This is a genomic window from Hyunsoonleella aquatilis (genome assembly GCF_014270105.1).
Lineage (GTDB): Bacteria > Bacteroidota > Bacteroidia > Flavobacteriales > Flavobacteriaceae > Jejuia > Jejuia aquatilis.
Window position 1 is genome coordinate 721,804 of the sequence record NZ_JACNMF010000002.1, and the last position, 24,770, is coordinate 746,573.

22 protein-coding genes are annotated in these 24,770 nt (G+C 37.4%); 4 read left to right on the forward strand and 18 right to left on the reverse strand.

The features are described 5' to 3' along the window. Window positions 1-8: 8 nt before the first annotated feature. The 6 genes from porW to H7U19_RS08655 form a co-directional block, all read right to left on the reverse strand. The gene (porW, locus tag H7U19_RS08630) at window positions 9-2,579 is read right to left on the reverse strand and encodes a type IX secretion system periplasmic lipoprotein PorW/SprE (RefSeq protein WP_186561363.1); all 2,571 of its coding nucleotides are present in this window, start codon (window positions 2,577-2,579) and stop codon (window positions 9-11) included. Window positions 2,580-2,872: 293 nt separating this feature from the next. Further along, on the reverse strand, window positions 2,873-3,382 hold the full coding sequence (locus H7U19_RS08635) for a hypothetical protein (RefSeq protein ID WP_186561365.1): 510 nt from the start codon (window positions 3,380-3,382) through the stop codon (window positions 2,873-2,875). Window positions 3,383-3,430: 48 nt separating this feature from the next. Beyond that, window positions 3,431-4,126 (reverse strand): ABC transporter ATP-binding protein, encoded by a 696-nt coding sequence (locus tag H7U19_RS08640; protein WP_186561367.1) that lies wholly within the window; start codon window positions 4,124-4,126, stop codon window positions 3,431-3,433. Window positions 4,127-4,131: 5 nt separating this feature from the next. Then, window positions 4,132-5,610 carry a DUF5687 family protein gene (locus H7U19_RS08645; RefSeq protein WP_186561369.1) on the reverse strand — a complete coding sequence of 493 codons (1,479 nt, stop codon included), beginning with the start codon at window positions 5,608-5,610 and terminating at the stop codon, window positions 4,132-4,134. Window positions 5,611-5,619: 9 nt separating this feature from the next. After that, on the reverse strand, window positions 5,620-6,021 hold the full coding sequence (locus H7U19_RS08650) for a DUF2059 domain-containing protein (protein ID WP_186561371.1): 402 nt from the start codon (window positions 6,019-6,021) through the stop codon (window positions 5,620-5,622). Window positions 6,022-6,148: 127 nt separating this feature from the next. Further along, a complete protein-coding gene (locus H7U19_RS08655) occupies window positions 6,149-6,487 on the reverse strand; it encodes a PadR family transcriptional regulator (protein WP_186561373.1) in 339 nt (112 codons plus the stop codon). A 114-nt stretch (window positions 6,488-6,601) separates the two neighbouring features. Between H7U19_RS08655 and H7U19_RS08660 the strand changes: the two genes are divergently transcribed. After that, window positions 6,602-7,660: a ferredoxin--NADP reductase gene (locus H7U19_RS08660; protein ID WP_186561375.1), complete on the forward strand. Its 1,059-nt coding sequence runs from the start codon at window positions 6,602-6,604 to the stop codon at window positions 7,658-7,660. A gap of 45 nt (window positions 7,661-7,705) precedes the next feature. On the opposite strand, the gene H7U19_RS08665 is transcribed toward H7U19_RS08660, so the two are convergent. Together H7U19_RS08665 and H7U19_RS08670 are read right to left on the reverse strand one after the other, a co-directional pair. Further along, window positions 7,706-8,728: a glycosyltransferase family 9 protein gene (locus tag H7U19_RS08665; protein ID WP_246454714.1), complete on the reverse strand. Its 1,023-nt coding sequence runs from the start codon at window positions 8,726-8,728 to the stop codon at window positions 7,706-7,708. 35 nt (window positions 8,729-8,763) lie between these two features. Continuing rightward, on the reverse strand, window positions 8,764-9,369 hold the full coding sequence (locus tag H7U19_RS08670) for a DUF4254 domain-containing protein (protein ID WP_186561377.1): 606 nt from the start codon (window positions 9,367-9,369) through the stop codon (window positions 8,764-8,766). 155 nt (window positions 9,370-9,524) lie between these two features. Here H7U19_RS08670 and upp point away from each other — a divergent pair, with 155 nt between their 5' ends. Continuing rightward, window positions 9,525-10,184 (forward strand): uracil phosphoribosyltransferase, encoded by a 660-nt coding sequence (gene upp / locus H7U19_RS08675; RefSeq protein WP_186561379.1) that lies wholly within the window; start codon window positions 9,525-9,527, stop codon window positions 10,182-10,184. On the opposite strand, the gene H7U19_RS08680 is transcribed toward upp, so the two are convergent. Further along, the gene (locus H7U19_RS08680; protein WP_186561381.1) at window positions 10,173-11,096 is read right to left on the reverse strand and encodes a DUF6427 family protein; all 924 of its coding nucleotides are present in this window, start codon (window positions 11,094-11,096) and stop codon (window positions 10,173-10,175) included. The genes upp and H7U19_RS08680 overlap by 12 nt on opposite strands. Before the next feature lie 39 nt (window positions 11,097-11,135). On the opposite strand from H7U19_RS08680, the gene H7U19_RS08685 reads away from it, so the two are divergent. Beyond that, entirely contained in the window at window positions 11,136-11,363 is a 228-nt protein-coding gene (locus H7U19_RS08685) for a DUF6341 family protein (RefSeq protein WP_186561382.1), read from the forward strand. On the opposite strand, the gene purD is transcribed toward H7U19_RS08685, so the two are convergent. Further along, window positions 11,358-12,629 carry a phosphoribosylamine--glycine ligase gene (purD, locus tag H7U19_RS08690; protein WP_186561384.1) on the reverse strand — a complete coding sequence of 424 codons (1,272 nt, stop codon included), beginning with the start codon at window positions 12,627-12,629 and terminating at the stop codon, window positions 11,358-11,360. The genes H7U19_RS08685 and purD overlap by 6 nt on opposite strands. A gap of 155 nt (window positions 12,630-12,784) precedes the next feature. Here purD and H7U19_RS08695 point away from each other — a divergent pair, with 155 nt between their 5' ends. Further along, window positions 12,785-14,095 carry a phenylacetate--CoA ligase family protein gene (locus tag H7U19_RS08695; protein ID WP_186561386.1) on the forward strand — a complete coding sequence of 437 codons (1,311 nt, stop codon included), beginning with the start codon at window positions 12,785-12,787 and terminating at the stop codon, window positions 14,093-14,095. Here H7U19_RS08695 and H7U19_RS08700 read toward each other — a convergent pair. From H7U19_RS08700 to H7U19_RS08735, 8 genes are all read right to left on the reverse strand, one after another. Further along, a complete protein-coding gene (locus H7U19_RS08700) occupies window positions 14,076-14,861 on the reverse strand; it encodes a glycosyltransferase family 2 protein (RefSeq protein WP_186561388.1) in 786 nt (261 codons plus the stop codon). The genes H7U19_RS08695 and H7U19_RS08700 overlap by 20 nt on opposite strands. Before the next feature lies 1 nt (window position 14,862). Further along, complete coding sequence (locus tag H7U19_RS08705) at window positions 14,863-16,275, reverse strand: exopolysaccharide biosynthesis polyprenyl glycosylphosphotransferase (protein ID WP_186561397.1); 1,413 nt, start codon at window positions 16,273-16,275, stop codon at window positions 14,863-14,865. A gap of 3 nt (window positions 16,276-16,278) precedes the next feature. Beyond that, window positions 16,279-17,265 (reverse strand): UDP-glucuronic acid decarboxylase family protein, encoded by a 987-nt coding sequence (locus H7U19_RS08710; protein WP_186561399.1) that lies wholly within the window; start codon window positions 17,263-17,265, stop codon window positions 16,279-16,281. Between the two features lie 29 nt (window positions 17,266-17,294). Then, window positions 17,295-18,452: a glycosyltransferase family 4 protein gene (locus tag H7U19_RS08715; protein ID WP_343069088.1), complete on the reverse strand. Its 1,158-nt coding sequence runs from the start codon at window positions 18,450-18,452 to the stop codon at window positions 17,295-17,297. A gap of 73 nt (window positions 18,453-18,525) precedes the next feature. Further along, on the reverse strand, window positions 18,526-19,722 hold the full coding sequence (locus tag H7U19_RS08720; RefSeq protein ID WP_186561400.1) for a glycosyltransferase family 4 protein: 1,197 nt from the start codon (window positions 19,720-19,722) through the stop codon (window positions 18,526-18,528). After that, window positions 19,719-21,017: an alginate lyase family protein gene (locus tag H7U19_RS08725; RefSeq protein WP_186561402.1), complete on the reverse strand. Its 1,299-nt coding sequence runs from the start codon at window positions 21,015-21,017 to the stop codon at window positions 19,719-19,721. Before H7U19_RS08725 ends, H7U19_RS08720 begins: the two co-directional genes overlap by 4 nt. 259 nt (window positions 21,018-21,276) lie before the next feature. Further along, on the reverse strand, window positions 21,277-22,101 hold the full coding sequence (locus tag H7U19_RS08730; RefSeq protein ID WP_186561404.1) for an O-antigen ligase family protein: 825 nt from the start codon (window positions 22,099-22,101) through the stop codon (window positions 21,277-21,279). Between the two features lie 445 nt (window positions 22,102-22,546). Then, the gene (locus H7U19_RS08735; protein ID WP_186561406.1) at window positions 22,547-24,667 is read right to left on the reverse strand and encodes a bi-domain-containing oxidoreductase; all 2,121 of its coding nucleotides are present in this window, start codon (window positions 24,665-24,667) and stop codon (window positions 22,547-22,549) included. Between the last annotated feature and the right edge of the window lie 103 nt (window positions 24,668-24,770).

Here is a 24,770-nt window from a genome sequence, read left to right on the forward strand (position 1 = left end):
TCTTGTTTTTAATTGGTGTTCAAGTTTAAGTAGGTGTCCAAATTCTTATGAATTTGTAGAATTTGGTAGTTTGTAGATGAAACTACAAAGTAGGGCTCTTTAATTTTCTTTTGATCTTTGTCCAATAATATTTGGTGAAAGGTCTTTGCCACACCGGCCGTTCTTAGTCCGTGGGCCACTACAAAGGTAGTATTTGTATCGTAAACATCAACGGAAGAGTCTAATTTATAATATCTTACGTTTTTTAAAACCGTATCCAAAACGGTTTTAAACTTCTCAATTTTTTCAGGTTTATCCCTTTTGAATTTAAACACCACCTTGAAATTATCGGCAATGCTGTCGTTCACAAATTCCTTGCTTTCTATCTTAGGAATCATTTCGTCCACCAAACGTTGTGCGCCCTGACCCTCTGGTGTATTGGCATAGGTTACTGCAATATAATTCAACGCTTTTTTATAGGCATCAAAACCGTACAAGCGTCCCGTAGCCGTGGCTTTCAGTAGCTCAAATTTTGGCACTACCGGCTCACCATCAAAAGTTTTAATATGCTCCTCACATTTATCAATTACCATTTGATAATCCTGTTTCTGATGGACGGCATAAAGATTTTCATAAAGCACGATAGGGCTGTTTTCATCTTTATCAGATACATCTTCGGGGTTGTTCAAAATGGCTGCATATCGGCTATCTGGATATTTTGAAATGATATCCTCCTTGGCAATTGAAGCTTCGTCATTTTGGCCCAAAAACTCATAGATTTTGTACAAATTATATTTTGAGGGCAATATCAAACGTTCTTCGGGATTGCTTTCCAATAATTCCTGAAATTTATCCTTTGCCAAATTATACTCCTTAAACTTTTCTTTGTAAATCAGGCCCAGTTGGTAATAGGCGTAATTGCGTTCTTTTGAAATACTATCGATTTCTTTTTCTTCTGACGGAATTTTGGAGATATAAAACTGGGGGTCAAAACGTTCTTCTTCCGAGGCACTTGCAACAATATCAGTTCCAGAAATTCCTCCGGTCGAACCACTGGAAATTCCTTTATTGGCCCATCGCCAATTATCTTCTAAAGTTCTATCGCCCCAAACTTTTCTAAATTCATTTTTACCGTAAGCCACTGTGGTGGGGTTGTAAAAATAAAAGGTGTTGGCCTGTCCTTGATTTGCAAGTGCGGCCCGCTGACCAATATTGGCCCTCGATAATTGATTGTTTACAGTGGCCAATCCTGAACTGTTGCGTTCCAGGGCCTCCTGCTTCTCCTTTTCTTCTTCAGCCTCTTCTTTAAGTTTATCCACCAAACCTTGGAAATAATCCAATTTTTCAGCATCGGAAAGATTGACAAGTCTCAAAATACTATCATCCACTTTGGCGATGCCTTCATAATAAATCACATCCTCCAAATTGTCTCGCTTGCGTTTGATAACGCGATATGGTTTGGAATTGAGTTTTAGGTTGCCCAAAGTACTATCATAATAAGCTCCAGCATCGGCATACAACCTCTTGTCAAAATTCATATCCCCTAAAATCTCGTAGTTCTTGGATTTCAAAATCTTATCAGGTGTATTGGTGCGCAAGGATTTATTGAAATAACTGACCGCCAGAGAATCTGAACCGTTCGTTAAATGATGTGAACCAATACGGTGATAAATCTTATCCAAAAACGGCCTGTTTTCTCGGTTTTCCTCCAATTCGTCCAGCAACTCTATTAATGCCAATTTATCCCCATTCTCGTAATCAAAGTTTTTGATTTTCTCTAAATGAGCGGTAATCATATAGATTCTTGGGGTTTTCCTGTTTAGCTCAATCACCTTATCAAAAGCGATATTGGCGCTGTCTTTGTAACCCAATTGATTATACAATTGCCCTTGAATAAATCGGTAACGCCCACGCTCATCATTACTTTTTGTAGCGTTGGACGCTATTTCAAGCATAGTGATGGCCGTGTCAACCACCTTAGTATTCAAATAGGCCTGGGCCAACATTGAGGTAGCATCGGCCAAATCCTGACCTTCCAAATCTTCCTGACGCAACAGGCGTTTAAGATTTTTAATAGCCAACTCACTATTATCCAAACGAATGTTGGTCTTTTCGCGCCATACCTTGGCCTGATTGATTTTATCACTCGCTGGGTATTTATACAAAATGTAGTTGAAAGCCTGCAAGGCCGGCACAAAACGCTGGTCAAAATACCGGGCTTTACCCAAAAGCAAATAGGCCTCATCCATTTGAGGATTATACTCTTTGCCCTCAACATTGATGCTGTGTTTCTGAATGGCTTTGGCCGCCTTTTCCTCAGCCCTAGTGAAGTTTTCATTTTTGGACTGCCCCGGCAAAATAATTTCCTCCGAAATCTGCATCCGCTCAATAGGCAGCACCTCCCAATAATTGTCCTGATAGCCATCGTTAAGGCTTGTGGTGCCCAGCTCCAATGCGTTATGGCCGTTGTACAGCGCGTTGTATTCCGCAGTAACGGCATGGTAATTTCTACTTAAAAATGTGCTTTTTTTACGGGAACACCCCGTAATGGCAAGACTGGCAAGAATTACAAATAGTATAGGTTTCGTATATGGCTTCAACACCGTTTTGTTTGGTTTATAGATAACTACAAAGTCTTATATATATTATGCAAGTGGGTAAAAATAAGCATCTTTTTTGATTATGCTAAGAAGTAAAAGGATTTTTGATTTGATTTGGGCGTTACCCTCGATGACATATTCGTTGTTTGAAGAAACCAGCGTCCTCGGGTCGGGCCTGCCTGCCGGCAGGCAGGCTTTCACTACTCAATCCCTCTCCCGATAGCTATCGGGATCGGGGATTTCAAACAGGCCGTTCAATCCCTAACGCGGTACTATCCGCCAATTACAAAATGTTATGTCGTCTTTTCTATTTTTTCCGCAATCATTTTTTTTAACCCATCTTTTAAATCCTCATAAACAATTCCATTTTTAGGATTATTCGATTGATAGATTATAAAATCTGATTTAACATTTCGACTTTTGTTTTTAAATATTACTTCAAACTTTTCATTATCCACTTTATATTCAAAAAGATGAACATAGAATGATGACTCATAGTTCGGTTTAATCTTTTCACTGTATTTAAGATTTCCACGAATTATTGTTCCATTCGAAAGAATTTTAATAATTCGTTGCTTTTTAAATTTCCATTGTATTAATGTTCCAATAAATACTATTTGAAATACAATTGCAATTCCCTTCCAAAAGAAACCCTCAGTAATCAGAAACTTAGGCTCAGAGCTGAATAAATCATAATCAATTATTAAAAAAATAAGTCCGACTATTATAATTAAATAGTTACTTCTATTGAGAATTTTTGAAATTTGAGTTTTGTCAGATAATTGGATTTTTCCTGTCTCCAATATTTCGTATTTAGTAGTTTTTATAGTTTGCTAACATAAGAAATTAAACTAATTCGCAAAATGCGCCTCCAATTCCTTCAAAGTGGCCTCAGTAGTTATCAAATCCTTTACAATTTCGCCCTTTTCCAAAACCACGATACGCTCGCATACATCGGTCACATGTAATAAATCATGACTTGAAATCAACACGGTAACTCCTTGTTGTTCTGCAAGATGCTTTACAATTTCTTTCAGTCGAATTTGAGTGGTGGGGTCCAGATTGGCAAAAGGCTCATCCAAAATCACCACCTCCGGGTTTCCGATAAGGGTCGCTACAATGCCCGCCTTCTTTTGGTTACCCTTGCTTAAATCACGCAAGTATTTCTTTTTACCCAAAATTTCACCATGGAAAAAATCCTCAAACTGAGACACAAATGCATCCACGGTCGCCTTATTTTGTCCGCGAAGCTCACCTACAAAATAGAAATATTCCTCGGGCGTTAAATAGCCAATCAAAAAACTTTCGTCGATAAATGCCGATGTGAAAGGTTTCCAATCTTCACTTTTATTCACCTGAATGTCATGCGAAACGATATGCCCCGTAGTAGGTTGGATCAAATCCAATAATAAGCTGAAATAGGTGGTTTTCCCTGCTCCGTTATTCCCAACCAAACCGAAACTTTGTCCCTTCGGAATTTCCAAGTCCTCAATATGCAATACTTGATTGCCACTATATGATTTTGATAAATTTGTTGTAGTAATCATAGCTTTTAATTTTCCTGATCGAACGCATCGATCATTTTATATTTTGATCCTAAATATTTTTTGGTGATAAAACTCATAATCCTATGATGCAAAATGATGCCCATAATGCCCATTATAACTAGTATCAAGCATGCCAGTTCAAAATTTAGCAACCAACTAAGTAACCAAAACAAGGCCATGGGAAACAATAATAATGGAATCCCGATGAGCCACTGCATCGCTCCTGTACCTTGATAATTAAAGGTCGCTTTTTGGTCCAGATTAATTCGTTTACGATTGTACGAACCACCCAAAAGGATGACGTGGGTATTCACTCCAATATTATAAATAGCCGCCACTAAATGGGCAATCAATATTTTCCACCCGAAATACACATAAGGGATTCCCAAAACAAAAAGTATCACAACACTAATTGCCATTAAGGTGAACTTAGATTTCAGATATTGCTCATACTTGATGTTTTGGCTCATCAGCAATTTGTAGTAAGCGCTGTCCCATGCCGGCACAAACTGGCCGAAGTTCATGAGGAAAATACCTGTTGAAAATATCCCGACAAAAATGAAAAACACCTCTTTGTCTTGAAATTTTGGGTTAACATAAATGAACAGTCCATATAAAATACCCATCGCCAACATCCAAAGGGAGGATTTTGTGCGCTTATTGCGCAAAATCAATTTTAAGTCCAATTGCATAAACGGTGCGATGTCCCCAAAACTTTTGGTCCATTCCATGTTGGAGGCGTTGACTTCCTTTACAGCAGTTTTCAAACCACTGTCCAAAAACAGTTTCTTTTGCAGTAGTTTAAAATTGACCCAATACAGTAAACTCAAAATAAGGATGGGCACCAAGATAAGTAATGGGGAAGTGTAAACGGCATTGTATGCCTCTCCGAAAATAGCAGAAAGAGATATCACATTGAAATGGTTCAATGCATACAAGCCCCCAGCCAGTAAGATGATTGGTAAAAACGATAATTCAGTTTCGGCCGAAAAATTTTCGATAATAAAATTCAGGAAATTAATTATTAGAGCCGTGAGCATCAATGCCAACATCCAAACAAGAACATTTCCAGCGGGATAATCCGCTATCAACAACCTAATTCCAAATGGGACAATAGCAAAAAGAGGCAGGAAGTTGAAAAAGGACAATGCCGATTTTCCAAGAACATAGTTTACTATTTTGCTTCGTTTTATGGGCAAGGTTAATAAAGGTTTAACGCTCATCACCGGTAATTTCTGAAAGAAAAACCGAAATACTAAATCCGCTAAAATCCAATAGAATAGGATTTGATTAAAGGCCATAAGCAAATCCATATCAGGAAAAACCTTTCCCAAAATTTTGTGCATATTAAAGCCAACAAACAAAAATGACACGACCATGTACAAGGCCATAAACCCCATAAAAAGCTTTATTCCCAAGCTTTTCCCAAAGCTGGCCGATCTAAAAAATGATTTCCATTCTAATCCTAAAAAACGTTTTATCATGGTAATAATTTACTGATACTTTTGAGCTACCCCTTGAACTTCCATGCCCCAGGTTTGCCCCAACAGCATGCCTTTTTGTGCTAGCATCACTTGCTTGCTTGCCAATTTTTTTCCCAATTCCGTTTTGTAAAACTTCACCAATTCTTTGATTTCCTCTTGATTGAATTCCGCCATATATAGGTCAGCCAATTTATCATATAGGCCCCCTAAAGTTCCCTTGGCCTCCTTGGTATAAGCCTCCTTTTTTTCTTCAGGAACCATAGCTCCCAGTTGGCTAATGGCAGTCTCAAATGCCTGAGTTGCTCCGGTGATTTTTATAAATTCAATGGTTTCGGATTTGAAGTCGGTACTCTCCTGTGCCGTTATAGATAATGTAAAAATAAAGACAAGCGCAAGTAAACTATTTTTCATTTTGAAAAGAAATTATGGTTAATGTTAATTCGTGTTATCGGTATACAAATTTGAGGAAACGTTACATCTCAAAATGCATTTTTACATAAAAAAGTGAAATTAGAAGATTTCAACCAAACCCCATCCTTTATTCCTCCCGAAATCTTGGGTTCACCAAAGCGCGCATATTTCTGATATAGGATTCCAACTCGGCAAGCCTCTCAACAGTTTCCTTAGTGCCCAATTCGGTGAGGGTGTAATATTTCCGCATTCGGTTTGCCACTTTTTTAAATTCGACATCGACCAAACCCTGTGCCTCCAACTTGTGTAGAGCTGGATAAAGTGAACCCTCGGTTATTTTCAGTTCCCCCTTAGTTATTTCCTTAATTCTTTGGGCGATTTCATAGCCATACATCCTATCATGCTCGTTTAATAACTTCAAAATGATAATAGACATACTCCCTTTGTAAAGATTGCTGTTTTTCATGGATATGAATATACATATTATTCTTATGCATAGAAATATAATGTATTTATTTTTTAATGAAAATCTGCATTAAATGATGAGGCTTCATTATTTTTGCGAAAACTATATTTGAGCATGTCCGGATTTCACAAACTTTCAGTAAAAAGCATCAAACGGGAGACTGATAAATCTGTAAGTATTTCATTTAATGTACCCGAAAACCTAAAAGAAACCTTTCAATTTGAAGCAGGGCAATACATTACCTTAAAATCTGAAATCAATGGTAATGAAGTCCGCAGGGACTACTCCTTGTGCGTTTCTCCTAAAAGCGGTGATTTAAAAGTAGCTGTTAAAGAGGTTAAAGATGGGACGTTTTCGGCCTATGCCAATAATGAATTAAAAGTGGGCGACACTCTTGAAGTAGCGCCCCCAAAAGGACGCTTCACATTTGAGCCCAATGACAAAAAAACAAAAAACATTGCCGCCTTTGCTGCCGGGAGTGGTATTACTCCTGTTTTGAGCATAATTAAATGTGCTTTGGAAGAAGAAGTTCATAGCAAAGTGATTTTAGTCTATGGCAATAAATCCACCAAGGATACCATGTTCTTGGACGAGCTACTTGAACTGCAGCATACCCATAAAGACCGATTTTCCATTCAATTTGTATTCAGCCAATCGGATGAAGAAAACTCTATTTTCGGGCGAATTGAAAAGAGTACTGTTAATTATGTGATGAAAAATAAGCACAAACATGTTGAAGTGGATGCCTTTTATCTCTGTGGTCCAGAGGCTATGATACGCGTTGTAAAAGACGTTTTAACAGGCCATGGCATTGATGAGGATCGCATACATTTTGAATTGTTTAAAGCCGCCAAGACCAGTGAAATTGAAGGAGATCGTACTGCCGCCGTGGGCAATACAAAAATAACCGTCGTAGTGGATGACGAGGAAACCACCTTTGAAATGTCCCAAAAGCAAACCATCCTAGAGGCGGCTTTAGATGAAGATTTGGATGCCCCTTATTCGTGCCAGGGAGGCATCTGCAGTAGCTGTATGGCTAGGGTAACCGAAGGTGAAGCCAAAATGCGTCAAAACAACATTCTTACCGAAAACGAAGTGGCCGAAGGCTTAATTTTAACTTGTCAAGCGCATCCCACCACGCAAACCATTGTCGTGGATTATGATGATGTGTAGAAATACGTTCCAACTAACACTCTGGCCGGCATTAATAGGGTAAAATTAGACGATAGATTTTATTTTCCCAACTACAGTTTCTGGTAAAATACTGGCCGAGGCTTCTTCATAGCCATTTGGGCATTTATTTCCGTAAACCGAGGTTGGTATCAACGGAAATTGCTCCCTATCGGCCAAAAGAGCGTAATCTTCGGGCTGATTAAATGGTGCGAATCCCGCGTACGGATGGGTCACTCCCCAAACGCTCACCACTTTAATACCCAGCATGGCCGCAACATGAGCATTTCCCGAATCCATGGATAACATGACATCTAAATTTGAAATGATGTCCATCTCTTCATTCAAAGTCAACTTACCTGCAACACTTGAGACGTTGCTGAAATCTGCTTGAATATCGTTTAGCAATTGAATTTCCTTTTCCCCACCACCAAACAGAATGATGCTATAATCCTTCTGAAGTTGCGCAATGACTTTCTTCATCAAATCCAAAGGGTACATTTTTCCTTGATGCGCCGCAAAAGGCGCGATGCCGATACACTTTTTGAAATTCTTGCCAAAATAGGCTCTTGTTTTTACATCCAGATTCCCCTTTTTTGGAAATTTGGGGTTTGACAGATCCAACTCGTAACCCAAAGCCCTAAATACATCAGCATAACGCTGATGTGTGGTTTTCAATTGTTTGAATGTTTTTCCTTCTATTAGTGCCTTTTTTTCTTTACGCCCTTTATCTATGGAAATGAACCTTCTGCAACGAATAAACTTCTTTAAAACCTTACTGCGAAGGACACTGTGCAAATCCGCTATCGCATAAATCTGATGTTCACTATTGAGTTGTTTTGCCAATTTATAAAGGCCAAAAACACCCTTATGTTCGCCTTTAACATCTGCCGAAAAGACATCGACATTTTGAATATCCCTGAAAAAAGGTTTGAAAAATCCTTTGGTTAAAACAGTAATTTTTAATTCTGGGTGTTGAGTTGTTAATGCCCTTAAAACTGGGACGGTCATAGCCACATCTCCCATGGCGGAAAGGCGTATGACGAGGATGTGTTTTGAAGCTTTGGGCATCTCAATTTATTGAGATTCCTGTTTTCACAGGAATTCTATTTTTGGGAGCGCAATACAGGGTTCAGCTGGTCGTCATTATACATCTTCATTTGCTTGTACACCTTCATGTATTTATCGCCCTTTTCAATATCGCTCAATAAGGTGTCAATTGCGGTGGATAAATCTACGCGTTGTTCCAATAGTACTTCCAACTTCTTCTGGCAAGCTTCCCTATGCGCCTCAGAAGCATCTGTTCTTGTGGCTTCTTCATTCATATGGTAAATCTTAAGGGCCAAAATCGAGAGTCTGTCAATTCCCCAAGCTGGGCTCTCAGTATTTATAGTAGCGTCAGACTTTGGAGTGACATCCTTATATTTTTCCAAAAAATAACTGTCAATATATTCTACCATATCCGTTCTATCTTGATTGGAAGCATCAATCAGGCGCTTCAATTTCAGAGCGGCTACTGGGTCGATATTTGGGTCTCGGATAATGTCTTCATAATGCCACTGTACAGTATCAATCCAACACTTTCTGTACAGCAAATGTTCGATTAGATTTTCCTTTGAATAGGGGTTATCAAACGATTGGTCAACGGTGTTAATCACGTGGTATTTTTCAATGACATCTTGAAATATTTTATTGGCTTTGGTAGTGAACATATGGCGTGGTGTTTAAAGCACAAAACTACATAAATTAAATAAGATTCTTTGGCTGATTGAGGTGTAGTTTATGATCTCAGACCTTTTATGGCGCTATTTCAAGTTGGGCTTATATTTCTTTATTTGGTTAACTTTACTTTCTCAAAAAAACTGTCATGCATATTCATCATCTATCCAAAGAAAACTCCATTTTAAATCAATTTATTTCTGAAATACGGAATATAAAAGTGCAAAAGGACAGTATGCGTTTCCGAAGAAATATCGAAAGGATAGGTGAAATTTTAGGGTACGAAATGAGCAAAACCCTAAATTACAAACCAAAAACCGTAACTACTCCTTTGGGTAAAACCGCGATAGATGTCATTGACGACCAAATTGTACTTTGCTCTGTTTTAAGAGCAGGTGTACCGTTACATACGGGTTTATTAAATTATTTTGATACTGCTGAAAATGCCTTTATTTCAGCCTACCGCCACCACAAGGGCCACCCCGAAAGTTTTGAAATCGTAGTAGAATACCTAGCTTGCCCAGATCTTGAAAACAAAACGCTTGTTTTGGCTGATCCCATGTTGGCAACCGGCCAATCTTTTGCGTCTACTTTTAATGCCTTAAAATCCTTTGGCACACCTAAAGATATACATTTAATCTCGGTAATTGGCGCGCAAAAAGGGGTTGAATATGTCGCTGAACACTTTCCGGAACAAACGCATTTATGGGTTGCATCCATCGATTCAGAATTAAATGACAAGGGTTATATCATACCAGGACTAGGAGACGCAGGTGATTTGGCCTTTGGCCCAAAACTACAGTATTAACAGGACAAACGGCATCAAAACAAGAATAGACAGAAATACTTCGCGAAACCATTTCTCATTGATCACCTCAATATAATTAGAGACAATAATTGCCAAAGGCGCATACATAAACAGAAACTCGCTACCCTGTTTATTTGGAGATAATATCACGATTAGGAATGAAATCACCACGGTTATCATCACCAAATTAAAGGCTGGGCGCAAGGATTTTTTCTTTTCCCGGATACTTCGGATGTAAAATAAGGAGGACCAAAGTCCGAATGAAAATAACAGCGTGGTAGCAATTAAAAATGGTGTAGTGTTATAATTAGTGAAATCAAAACTTACTAGAAATCCATTGAAATAATAACCCATCAAATCAAAGTCTATAAAAAAACATACGCAGTAAGCAATGAGCAAAACTGCTATGATTGCCGTTAACGGCACGAGCCAATTTCTCAGCTTATTCTCTGTATAAAGCAAAATAGCAATGGGTAGGAGAATAAAAAAAAGAATAGCCCAAGGATGAAACAGCGTTGCAATGGCTATCCAAAATGAAGTATCAAACAGTTTTTTCAACACGCTTTTTTGAGAGCGTAAACTAATCATTCTTCTTAAGCTAAACAGCAAAAACACGTTGGAGAGCATAACACTTATACTTCCAGTGGTTTGGGGTATCAGCAATAAAAAAAAGCCGTAAAGTACAATTTCAAAGCTATTGTGTTTGGTTAAGTTGTTTTTGCTCGAGACAAAATTGAGTATCAAAACAGAAAAAAAGCTAATTCCTAAACATAGCAACATATGCACCACTTTTGCGGATGAAAAACTATGTTTGGCCGAATTGAATGTAAATATAGAACAGGCCAAACCGATAAGAAAAAAAACGATTATGAGATTTACAGGTTTAGATTTTCTAAAAATACTTGTTATCATTAACGGTTTTTGTATTTTTGTTCCGTAAATATACTAATCATGAAAGACTTCTTTTACGCGATACAGGATTTATTTGTAAATGTGCTTTTTGCGCCTTATGATGCTTTAAGAGCCTTAGAATTAGATAATTGGTGGTTGGCCAATATCGTATCTTGGATTTTCCTAATTATCGGTTTTGTTGCTGCTATTTACTGGATGAAGCAACTGAAAATTTTTAATGATAACAACGAAGAGGACAAAACGGTTACCGCACACCAATATTTATAGGTCGAAACCGATATCCTTACGATAATACATCTTATCAAAATGTAGCTTTTCTATACTTTGGTAAGATTTTTTTATGGCCTCTTGGTACGTATTCCCGTAGGATGTAATAGCAATAACGCGCCCCCCAGAAGTGACTACCTTCCCATCTTTTAATTGAGCTCCTGCATGAAACGGGATAGAATCCTCAATGGTCTCAAGACCATCTATTTCCTTTCCTTTTTCATAGGCTTCCGGATAGCCCCCAGAGACCATCATAATCGTAGTGGCCGCACGATCGTCGATTTCAATATCGATTTTATCCAAAGTGCCGTTGGCCATAGCTTGGAGGATTTCAACCAAATCGTTCTTTAGCCTTGGGAATACTACTTCCGTTTCAGGGTCTCCCATGCGGACGTTGTATTCAATAACTTTTGGATCCTCGTCCACTTTAATCAAACCTATAAAAATGAAGCCAACGTAAGGCAGGTTATCTTTTTTTAGACCTTCCACCGTTGGTTTAACTATACGCTCTTCAATCTTGTTTAAAAATTCGTCCGTTGCAAAAGGCACCGGGGAAACAGCACCCATGCCTCCCGTATTCAATCCGGTATCACCTTCACCGATGCGCTTATAATCCTTTGCCGTTGGCAGGATTTTATAATTATCACCGTCGGTTAAAACAAAACAGCTGAGTTCAATACCATCTAAAAATTCCTCAATTACTACTTTGTTGCTCGCCTCCCCAAATTTGGCATCCACCAACATACGTTTCAATTCAGTTTTGGCTTCATTTAAATCACGTAAAATCACAACGCCTTTTCCTGCAGCCAAACCGTCTGCTTTTAATACGTAAGGCGAGTTGAGTGTTTCCAAAAAGGCATAGCCCTGCTCTACGGTATCTTTGGTAAAACTTTCATAAGCTGCAGTTGGAATATTATGCCGATACAAAAACTCCTTTGCAAATTCCTTGCTTCCTTCAAGTTCGGCCGCTATTTTTTGGGGGCCAATCACCGAGACATGACTGATTTCCTCATCATTAAGAAAAAAATCATGTACCCCTTTTACCAAAGGATCTTCTGGACCAACTACCACCAGGTCAATTTTCTTTTCAATGACTAGATTTCTGATGGCTTCAAAATCCGTAACGCCAATATTAACGTTGGTTGCAACCTCAGCAGTTCCTGAATTTCCTGGAGCAACGTAGAGGTTTTCACATCTTTCACTTTGCGCTATTTTCCAAGCAAATGTATGTTCTCTGCCACCAGAGCCTAGTACTAAAATATTCATTAGTATTGTTTTTAGATTCCCACCGTGGCAGGAATGACAAATTATCGGTTTTAATACTGCGTATTAAAGACGTTTCTATAGTTTGCGCAAAAATAAAACTAATGCGACTAAATCACGAATAATTTTTATTTACTTTACGGCTAATCTGTATTTCCGTGAATTTTTTTAATCTTTCGTTGCAACTCAAGGGGTTCCCTATAAAGAAGGCCAAACAAGATTTTGCCGAGATCCAAAGCCAATCGGAAGATGAATTTATAGCGTATATTCAGAATAAAAAACGGCAGATTCTTGAGTACCATTTAAACAACAACCCTTTTTACAAAAATTTTGTGAAAGGAGCCGATTTGAGCGATTGGAATTCCATCCCAATCATTCATAAAAGTGATTTACAGATTCCCTTGGCCCAAAGATTATCAACCGGGTTTACGACAAAAAACTGCCATTTACACAAAACTTCCGGTTCCTCAGGGACACCATTAATTTTTGCAAAGGATAAATATTGCCACGCCCTAACTTGGGCCAATTTTATGGACCGCTATGCTTTGTTCGGGATTGATGTAGAAACATCAAAGCAGGCACGTTTTTACGGTATGCCTTTATCGGGAAATGGGCATTATAAAGAACGTTTAAAGGATAAATTGGGCAACCGTCATCGGTTTTCAGTTTTTGACTTGAGCGACGATACGTTTGAAAGGAATATTCATCAATTTGAAAAAACAGCTTTTGATTATATAAATGGTTACACAAGCACTATTGTGCTATTTGCCAAATATTTAGAGAAAAAGGAAGTTGTTTTAAAAACAATCTGCCCCAGCCTAAAAGTCTGTATTGTCACTGCAGAAATGCTTTTTGAAGCCGATAAAGTTCTATTAGAAAAGCAATTGGGCGTTCCAATTATCAATGAATATGGCTCAGCGGAATTGGGGCTGATCGCCTTCAACAACCCCCAAGGCGAATGGCAGGTAAATACACAAGACCTCTTCGTGGAAATTCTTGATGAAAATGATTTACCAGTTCCAATTGGAAAGGAAGGACGTGTAGTTATTACTTCACTCTACAATTTGGCGCATCCTTTTATTCGTTACGATATTGGGGATATTGGGTCTATTGCGCCTTCTTCCTCAATTCAAAAACCAATTTTACAAAGTTTGATGGGTAGGACAAGTGATGTGGTTAAACTTCCCAGCGGTAAAACCGCGGCGGGCCTCACTTTTTATTATGTTACCAAAACCATAATTGAAGACGATGCCGATGTCAAAGAGTTTGTTATTGACCAATTAACGCTGGACACTTTTAAAATCACTTATGTGAGCTCCGATAATCTTTCCACGGAAAAAACAAAAGCTATTCACCAGGCTGTAGAAAACTATCTTGAACCGGGTTTGACCATTCACCTCAATAGAACCAACAAATTGGAGCGAACCAGTTACGGAAAACTAAAGCAGTTTACATCCCACTTGACCTAACGGTTTGCTTGGATTTCACAAAAAAATACTCGAAAAAAAACAAGGCCAAATAGTAGAGCGACTTTGCAGTTGAAAAGCTCAAACCCTTTTTGTACACCAAATAATTATATTTTAATAAATTAAATTTATTGGATGAAATGGAGTTCTTTCTAATTCTGTAAACTCCTAAAGGCTCTTGTATGCCCAAAGCTGGTTTTTTACTTTTTTTGACGGCTTTAAGCCATAGCAACCAATCCTGCCGTTTTCTTAAATTTGGGGTGTATATTTTGCCTAAAACTTTGGTATTATAGATTCCTGTTAAGTTGCCGATGTAATTGCATCTTAAAAATTTTTGATACGAAAGTTCTGGAAGTGCCACGACAGTTTTGTGTAAAAGTGCTCCTGATTCATCCATTAAATCATAGCTGGAAAAGCATATATCGCAGTTGTTTTTACTCATAAAGTTAATCTGCTTTTCTAATTTTCGGGGCTTCCAAAGGTCGTCTGCATCTAAAAAAGCAATATAGTCGCCTTTTGCGTGTTCAATGCCTTTATTTCGTGAAATGGCGGTACCGTGGTTTTTTTCGTTTTGAATCAGTTTTATATTGGAGTGCTTCTTTAGGTAGTTTTTAATTGTCTCAACAGTACTATCTGTTGAGGCATCATCAATTAGCAACAATTCCCAATTGGATTGAGACTGATTTAAAACACTTTGGATAGTTTGATCAATATATGCATCGGAATTAAAGGTGGGCGTTATAATTGAAACCAAAGGAGCTGTTTCCATCTTAATACGCCTTCTTTTCACCCTTGAAGATATTGATAATCGTTTGAAAAATAATTTTCAAATCAAGTAGGAGCGACCAGTTTTCTATATAAAAAATATCCATTTTAACACGGTTGATGATGTCGCTATCAGATTCTATTTCCCCTCTAAAACCACTTACCTGCGCCAACCCTGTGATTCCGGGCTTTACGTTGTGGCGGTACATGAAATTGTATTTATCAATGATTTTGGCATACTCATCTGTATAGGAAAGCATGTGAGGCCTTGGGCCTACAACGCTCATTTCTCCCCGTAAAACGTTAATAAACTGGGGCATTTCGTCAATACTTGTTTTTCGTAAAAATTTTCCAATCTTGGTAATGCGTTGATCACCTTGTGTAACGTAAGTGCCCCTTAATTCCTGCGTAGTCCTTAATGAGCGGTACTTGTAACAATTGAATTCCTGATAATTAATGCCGTTTCTTTTATGCCTATAGAATAGCGGGCCCTTAGATTCAAGCTTAATCAATATGAATAAAATAATGGAAAGCCAAGACATGATAAAAATAATAACCAATAGGGAAAATACAACGTCAAAACTTCGTTTGACAAACTTATTCAAATCATCGTTTAGGGAAACCTCTGGCAGGGAAAGTACCGGCAGGTAACTGTAATAATCCGTTTTTAACCTCTTTGTCAAAATTTTGTCTGTACTTGGTATAAACTTTATGTTGCATTTGTTTTTCTCTGCGTATTGCATAAACTTCTTTACCTGTTTATCGTTAAGCTCATCTATGGCACAGTAAATCTCGTCTATTTCATGGTTTCTCTCTAAAAATTTATAACTCTCATTTATGGTCCCCGATACGTTTTCTGCTTCTTTAGAATTAGTAAAAAACCCTTTTAGGTTGTATCCTAATTCCTCTTTTTCAGTAAAAAGCTGACGGAGTTCTTTTGCGTTATCGCAATCCCCAATTATCAACACGTTCCTCAGATTTCCTTTTAAATACGCCCGAAACCCTTTAAGGGTATAGTAGCTTAAAAATTTGACAAAGGCTATAGCCAAAAAGGAATAGATCAGATAATTAAAGGTGACAAAGGCATCCAACTCCACACTCCTAAATATCCCAACAAATGCGAAAGTTATGATGGCGTAGGCACCAAACTGCTTGAGTAATAAAGAAACAATATTAAAAGGTGAAGTGTATCTATAAACGCGATAAAACTTCAGAAAATAAGCGGCCAAAGACCAAAAAGTGATAGAATAAAAGGCATAGAGCAGGTATTTATTGTTCAGCGGTTCAAATGAGAAAAAGTATAAATCCTCCTCATTCAATCCCAACATATATGCTGCCATAAGATTTAAGACGAATAAATCATATATCAGCAATAATGGTTTCAACAACCAGGAATACCTGCCTCTTGCATACTCCATCCACTATTTATTAATATATCCTGAAAAATCTTTATGCTCCCTTTTATGAAGCTCTTCTTGGCTAAGGCCTTTAAAATATTCGAAGGTAATGGCCATCCCCTCTTTTCTGTCTACCTTGGGTTCCCAGCCCAAAACTTTTTTCGCCAATGAAATATCCGGTTGCCTTTGCAAAGGATCGTTTATAGGTAGATCTTTATAAATTACTTTGTTTGCAGCCCCTGTAAGCCTTATAATCTCCTCTGCAAAATCCTTTATAGAAATTTCGTTCGGGTTGCCAATATTCACGGGATATTGATAATCACTTAACAATAATCTGTAAATACCCTCAACCTGATCATCCACAAAACAAAAGGAACGTGTTTGCGAACCATCACCAAAAATTGTCAAATCCTCGCCCCGCAATGCTTGCCCCATAAAAGCAGGTATAACACGACCATCGTTCAATCTCATCCGTGGGCCATAAGTATTAAAAATTCGAACAATACGGGTTTCCAGGCCATGAAACCTGTGGTAAGCCATAGTTATGGACTCCTGAAAACGTTTTGCCTCGTCATATACCCCTCTTGGACCAATTGTATTTACATTTCCATAGTAGTCCTCGGTTTGCGGATGCACCAAGGGGTCTCCGTAAACCTCTGAAGTTGAAGCTATAAGTATTCTTGCTTTTTTTGCCAAGGCCAAGCCTAGCAGGTTATGCGTGCCCAGAGAACCTACCTTTAAGGTTTGGATTGGAATCTTCAAATAGTCTATTGGGCTCGCCGGAGACGCAAAATGTAAAATATAATCTAGGTCTCCGTTCACACTTACAAACTTTGTGACATCATGTTCAACAAATTCAAAATTAGGATGGCCCTTAAGGTGTTTGATATTCTTTTGGTCGCCAGTAATAAAGTTGTCCATTCCTATGACCTGATATCCTTCATTTATAAATCTATCACACAGATGAGACCCTAAAAACCCCGCGGCACCTGTAACCAATATTCTTTTCATATTATAATCTACATTTTACTTGTGGCTCCCTATTCATCCTTGTTATTTACATTATGTAAGACCTCTTTGCCCTTGTTTTTTACATTATTCACTTTATTCCTAAAACGTATTCTCCTTTTTATATTGGAAAAGCTATAGTTGTACCTGTAAAAAAAATATCCTAGCCCTATCACAGTAACTACCAGTACAGCTACCATCCAAAAGTTATAAGATGTGCTTCCCAAAATGATAAATAAATAAACGAATACCAAGTTAAACGCCCCAATAATTAGACTCGCTTTTTTATGAGACAGATTAAAGTAATCAATTAAGATATGATGCGTATGGTTTCTGTCAGCCGAAAACGGACTTTTTCTATTGGCTAATCGAATTGTAAAAACCCTGGCCGTATCAAATAGAGGCACAATAAGTATTCCTATGGCAATTAACGGTATGTTCTCAATTAAAAATGGAAGGTGTTCTAACTTATCGGAAGGAAGTGCCAAAAACTTTAAGGTAAGGATGCTTATGATGAACCCAACTATAAGAGAACCGGTATCCCCCATAAAAATCTTTTCATGAGAAGCGGATAAGTTGTATTTTAAAAATGCAATTAAACAACCATTTAGAGTTAAACTCAATAAAAGATAAAAATAGTCCTTTGTCATATAAAAAATGGTGGAATAAATAATCAGTATTACTATACCCACTATGGCAGCCAAACCGTCAATGCCATCAATAAGATTATAGGCATTAACAATAGTCATCATAATAAATCCGCCAATCAAATAAGATATATACAATGGAATATCATAAACACCAAAAAACCCGTGGAGCGAACTAATGACGAACGCTTCGTTACTTAAAACAAAAGCTATTGATATAAACTGTGCGGCCAATTTGGTATATGGAGATAACACAACCAAATCGTCCTTGAGGCCAATAATAAAAAGAATGGTCAACCCAGGAATAAAAAACATGGCCTCACTATTATCGCTCCATTCCCTTAAAAAAAATAGAGCGAAAATTAATGTGTAAAAAAATGAAACCCCCCCCAAAGTTGGAGTCCTTTTTAAATGAGAACTCCTGCTATTGGGCTTGTCCATAAGGTTTTTGTATTCCACAAGTCCAATAATTTTTGGGATAGTAAAATAGGTTAACACATAAGCTCCAAGGAAGAAAAGAATACATTGGTAATAGACAGGCACAGCTAACTTTTATTTTCCAAAAGTAAGCATTTTATTTTTTTGAAACGTTTTATAACACTTAAATGCATTACTATCATGCCTTTAAGAAGTCCAGCATTTTGAAAGCTAATTTTTTACGGTCAAAATCTTCTTTGAGTCTATGAAAGCCTTCTCTATAATCTTTTGGTTGATTCAACATCAAATGGACCTTATCCAAAAAGTCGGACTCATTTTCCGGCTCGAATACCTCGCCAATTTTGTATTCCAGAACCAACTTTTTGGATTCACCTTCAACGCCTAATAAAATAGGTTTGTGCATTGCCACACTTTCAAAAATCTTAGACGGTATTACGGATTTAAAAGTGTCGCTTTTTTTTAAGTTTACCAAACTTACATCCAATATTGAAATATAATCCTTAATCTCATTCTTGGGCACGAGACCAATCATCGAAACATTGTTAAGTTTTAGTTCGCTTTTCAGCAACTCAAGTTCTTCTTTTTTTGCACCTGATCCAATAAAAAGGAAATGTATTTGTTGATTTGATATTTTGCTCGCGCTTTTTAAAATAAAGTCCAATGCATGAGCCATACCATGGGTGCCTATATAACCTATTACAAACTTGCCATCAAGGTTCAGTCTTTCTAGCAGTTCTTTGGGTTTTTCCTGTGGTTTGAATAGTTGCAAATTCATTCCATTTTTTACAACCATGACCTTTGACGTTTCAATATTATGCCTTTGTGTTAGCTGCACCTTAAAAGTATCCGTAACAACAACAATTTTATGAGCAGACTTGTACATCCTCCTTTCCAAATATTCAAAGAACTTGATTGCTGGGGTGTCTTTCATGGCTCCAACGGCTTTGATAGACTCTGGCCAAAGATCTCGTACTTCCATTATCCAATATTTTCTTTTCCAAAAAGACAACCATCTCCCAGAAATGGCGGTGAAAAACTGTGGAGAGGTTGCTACTATTAAATCGGATTTGATGAATAGGCCTGCTATAAAGGATGAAACCATGAAGCTTACATAATCCAAAATTCGTTTTACAAAACCTTTGTTTGCGCTGATATACGACCAAACCCTAACCACATTTATACCATCAATTTCTTCTTTTTGGAACAATTTGTTCTTGTAGCCGCCAAAAACTTTTCCTTCCGGAAAGTTAGGGGCGCATGTGATTATAGTAACCTCAACACCCTCCTTCACCCATTCCTTACAATGTTCATATGTCCTCGTTGCAGGAGCGTTAACCTCGGGAGGAAAGTTGTCGGTTAAGAAAAGTATTTTCATAAACTAATTTTAGTGTCAAGTGATTGATTAAACCTAATTATGGCCTTTTTAGCTTTTTGCGTTCTATTAAAGCCCATTGCATAATCAAAATTGGCCACTTCAATATTTGAAGCCCCAACAAATTCAATAATTAAACCACTGTCAAGTTTTATGCTTCTGGATGTAATTTCCTCAAATTCAACACTGGGGTGAAAGTGTATGTATGCCCTTTGAGTGTGCATGGTATCAGTTACTCTATCAGAAATCAAAATTTTATTGTTTGCGGTACTAAATTCTCGGGAATGTAAAACGCCTAAACTTTTGTATCCATCGTGTGTAGCCTTCACACTTTTTTCTGTCTCCTCAAGGGCAATTATTCTAGCTCTTTTTCCAACCCTAAAACCCCCCCATATTTCGGACTGTTCAAAACCGTCCATTTGAACAGTATTGTGGGCGCAGGTTGCACGCTCCAATTGTCGCCTTTCATTTTTTTCATAAGTTGATATTCCCGTTTCAACAATTACAGGTCTCATTTTAACATACAGCTCAAAACTGAAGGTATCGGAGTGGGCATGCCCTGGTTGATATGTAGGTCCAATATCACCAACATCAAGGAAGAGCTCATAACTGTCGTTTGTAAACTTTCTATAGCCACTATCACTTAGCTTTAATTTTGAACCATCCCATTTGATATCTAGTGTCCTTGCATATTTAAAAAGCTCCTCTGAACTTGGCGCTATTGCGTATGCGCTATCATTAACCATTGGAATATTACCATTTTTATAGGTTACCGCGTACAACCAAGATAACATTCTTGAAGCACAATCGGTTAAAAAAGACAACAAACCATCATGTTTCCATATATTGGACCTAACGAGATGAATACTATCCATCAAACGACACAGGATTATTTGATGATACATTGGAGACAGTTCAAAGTGAGCTCCGTCATCCAGTGTTTGTTCCATTAGCTCATTAAATAGAATCTTCTTTGCCTTTTTATAAAATCTTTCGTCCTTAAAGTAATACGCTCCAAAGAGCAGCGCAAAACCATTCTCCAATAAATGATTGCCCAACAAATGATATTCTAAATTCCTCGAAAGAATTTGATAATGATTAAACAAAGTCTTATCAATGGAATCGTCTGAAATATTATGCTTTGATAAAAACTTAATCCAATTAATTCCTCTTAAGGATATTGGATAGGGCTCTTTACCATCTTTTAAAATTGCATCCTTTTTGATATAGCCCCTTATTAATTCCAAAGCTTCGTCTGGCTGAATGTCTTCTTGATTTATAAAATCAAAATAGTTCAAATTATAGGTCCAAAGTTTACCATATATATTTAGATTCCAATTTATCTCTTTTTCAAAGACATGCTCAATATTTAGAAAAATAAACTTGTTTGAAGAAAAAAAACAATGGGAACAGTGTTGTATGTCCTTCCAATTAAGGTTAGAAACATTTTTTTTTAACTCTCTGTAAAACAATTTATTCGAAAAACTATTCCGAATAACATAAAACAGCCTATAATAAATTTGTTTAAGCTTAAGGAACCTTAAAGTGTTATATAGCCTAAGAATACCCCTCATTTCCAATAAGTTTAGAGTTTTCGCTAAGAAACAACCCTGTAAAGAAAAATGTTTGTAAAATACCCGATTGCCTACTAAGAAAAGGTTCTACAAAACAAATTATAAAGACAAAACTTATGTAAAAGAGAATCAAACGATCCTTGTAAAAATTAAGGTGATAATAAAAAGAGGCGAAAATACCCATAAAAAGCATAAATCCAATAATTCCCATACCTATGTATGCCTTTAGAAATTCATTATGTGGATCAAACACACCTCGTTCTAATAAATAGGTGAATTTATACTTTGCTAGCTTAGCCTTCATAACCACACCAATATCTCCTACACCATAGCCAAATAGTGGCGATTCTTTAATTAACTCAAAAGCACACTTATTATACTGAAAACGCTCCGACAGGCTACCTTCTTTGCTCTCGTTGAAAGAATGTATCTGCTGATAGGACTGGTTCAATCTATACCTTAAAAGATAAATTGCGCCACAAAAGACCAATATTAGCATCAATACTGCAATTACTCTTTCCTTTACACCACCTGATTTGAATACCTGAACACTTCGATACAGCAAAATAGTACCTAAGAGAATTATGGCGATTTTAGACTTTAAAAGAAGTATCACCGAAGTAAAAACTATGGCCAAAAAGTATTTCAAAACCCTATTGCCAAAAAGATTTTTGTAAAATGTGAGAAACAAAAGACTGGATAGAAGTGAAAAGGAAAAGTACAACCTGTGGACCCCAAATGTTATAAAATTTGCACCTCCATGATAAGTAATATATCTAAAGGTATGAAATGTAATTCCCTCATTCATTGTTTTATTAATGAAATGCATTTTTTCATTAATGAAAAAAGGAATCAAGTTGGCAGTACAAAAAAGACAGATTACAAAATTGGTAATTATAAAAAGACGCAAAAGAAGGTTTACTGGCCATTTCTTGCAAATAACAAAGAGTATTGGGGCAACAATGTAAAACGCCTTGTGCTCCGCCGCCTTTAGTCCCATTCCTAGTTCATTAGACCAAAAAAATGAAACCAACAACCATAAATAGAATAGTACAAAAAAAGCATAATACTTTTTATATCGATTAATATTGGCTAAAACTAAGGGTCTATCGAACTGCACTAGACCTATTAAAACCAACAATCCGATTAAAGGAGGAAGAAGTTTAGAATCAAGAGGTAGCAGACATACAAATACACTTGACAGCACCAACTGCGCTTTATCTAAAATTTGGTTTTGTATCATTTGCTTACCATTAATCTACAAAGATCCATTGTTGTTTTTTCAATGAATCAATTGCTGCGAATGAGGATTTAGTTGTATTTACAATTTCTTCAAATGGTATAATAGGCAAGCCCCCGGTTTTCTGACCCTTGATAAGTTCAAAAAACTGATTGTAATGGCCTTTATCTTGTTTAGAGGAAACATTGCTTTTTCCTTTAAAACCATAGGTTCTTAATTTGCGCCAATTGTCCATTACCATGGTGCGTTCCTGCGAATAGATTTCCACACGCTCTTTGGAATACGCTTTACTCCCGTTTGCAAAATAATTGATTACGGCATTGGATCCGTTTTCATATTTTAATAAGATACTGGCATTGTCCGTATTCTCCTCGGGAGTTACACCCATGGCATTCATACAAACAGCCTTTACCTTGCTTCCGGTAAAATAAGTGCATAGGTCAATATAGTGACATGCTTCGCCAATTATACGTCCTCCTCCAACTTCCATATCGTGAACCCAAACATCACTTGGAATAAAACCGGCATTCATCGTTGCCAAAATGTTAATGGGCGAGCGATCCTTTCCTAATAAGCGCTTCATTTTTTTTGCCAAAGGCGCAAACCTTCGGTTAAATCCAACTGAAATATTTAAGTCATTCGCATTGTAGGCTTTTATAATTTCGTCCAAATCAGCCCGGTTCAATGCAAGCGGTTTTTCAACGAAAACACTCTTATTAGATTTTATTGCCTCCAACACCATTGGTGCATGCATATTATGCTTTGTGGTAATGAACACTAAATCTACCTCATGGTCTTCAAGAATTTCCTTATAATTGGAAGTTGAATTGGCAATGTCGTGCCGTTTGGCCATGATTGTGGAAGACAACCCGCCAGAACTGGCGATGTATTTTATATCGGCATTTAGTTTTTTTAAGTTTGGCAAAATAGTAGAACTTGTAAAGTTGCCCGAACCAATAATACCAATAACTCCATTTTTACCCTGAAACGATTTTTCCTTTATTACAACAGTTGATTGGGGTTTATCGGTACTGGTATATTCAATAATTGAAGCAATGGATTTGGAGTTTTTCATATCTCCATAAATCTGCTTATAATCGTTTAAAGCAACGCGCTCTGTAATTAGAGGCTTTACATCGAGATTTCCTTTTGAAATTGCGTTTAAGATGGCTTCAAAATTGCGTTTTTCCGTCCATCTCACATAGCCTATGGGGTAATCATGCCCTTTGGTTTCATAGGCATCATCATATCTGCCCGCCCCATAAGAACAGGATACTTGGAACGAAATCTCTTTTTCATAAAAATCAGCCCTGCTGATGTCCAGTCCAATAACGCCTACCAAAATAATCCGACCACGCTTTCTGCACATGTTTGCAGATTGGGAGATGATTTCATTGCTTTTATTTGAGGCAGTAATAATAACACCGTCTGCACCAACGCCATTTGTAAAGGATTCGACAAACTTGACTTGATCGGTACCTTCTCCGGGGTTGATGGCAGTAATGCCTTTGGTTTTGGCGATTTTTATTTTTGCAGGATCAAAATCAAATCCTATAACGTTACACCCATTAGCAAGAAGCAATTCAGCCGTAACCAAACCAATAAGCCCAAGCCCTACCACCACAATAGTCTCTCCAAAAGTGGGGTTGAGCAACCTGATGCCCTGCAAACCAATTGAGCCGATTACGGTAAAGGCCGCCTCATCATCCGTTACATTATCGGGTATTTTTGCCACCAGGTTTTTGGGAACATTCACGTATTCGGCATGATTCCCATTGGAAGCCACCCTGTCGCCCACTTTAAGCTCCAATACACCCTTACCAACTGCCACCACCTCTCCAACGTTACAGTACCCCAATGGCAAAGGTTGATTAAGTTTATTAAAAACTGCGTCCATCGTTGGTTTTAAACCATCGGTTTTTACTTTATCCAAAACCATTTTTACCTTATCGGGCTGCTGGCGCGCCTTTTGTATAAAATTGGCCTTCCCAAACTCAACCAGCATTCGTTCTGTTCCTAAAGAAACCAACGACCTAGTAGTTTTTATAAGTACATGGCCTGATTTTACCATCGGCACCGGCACCTCTTCTAAAATAGTTTCACCGTTTTTAAGGTCTTGTATGATTTGTTTCATTTATTGAATCTGTATTCCAATTTACTATAAAATTTAACTCAAATATAGTCCTGGGAAAAATAAAATTATTCGCAGTTAAACTTGAGCTCACAGCAATATTGGA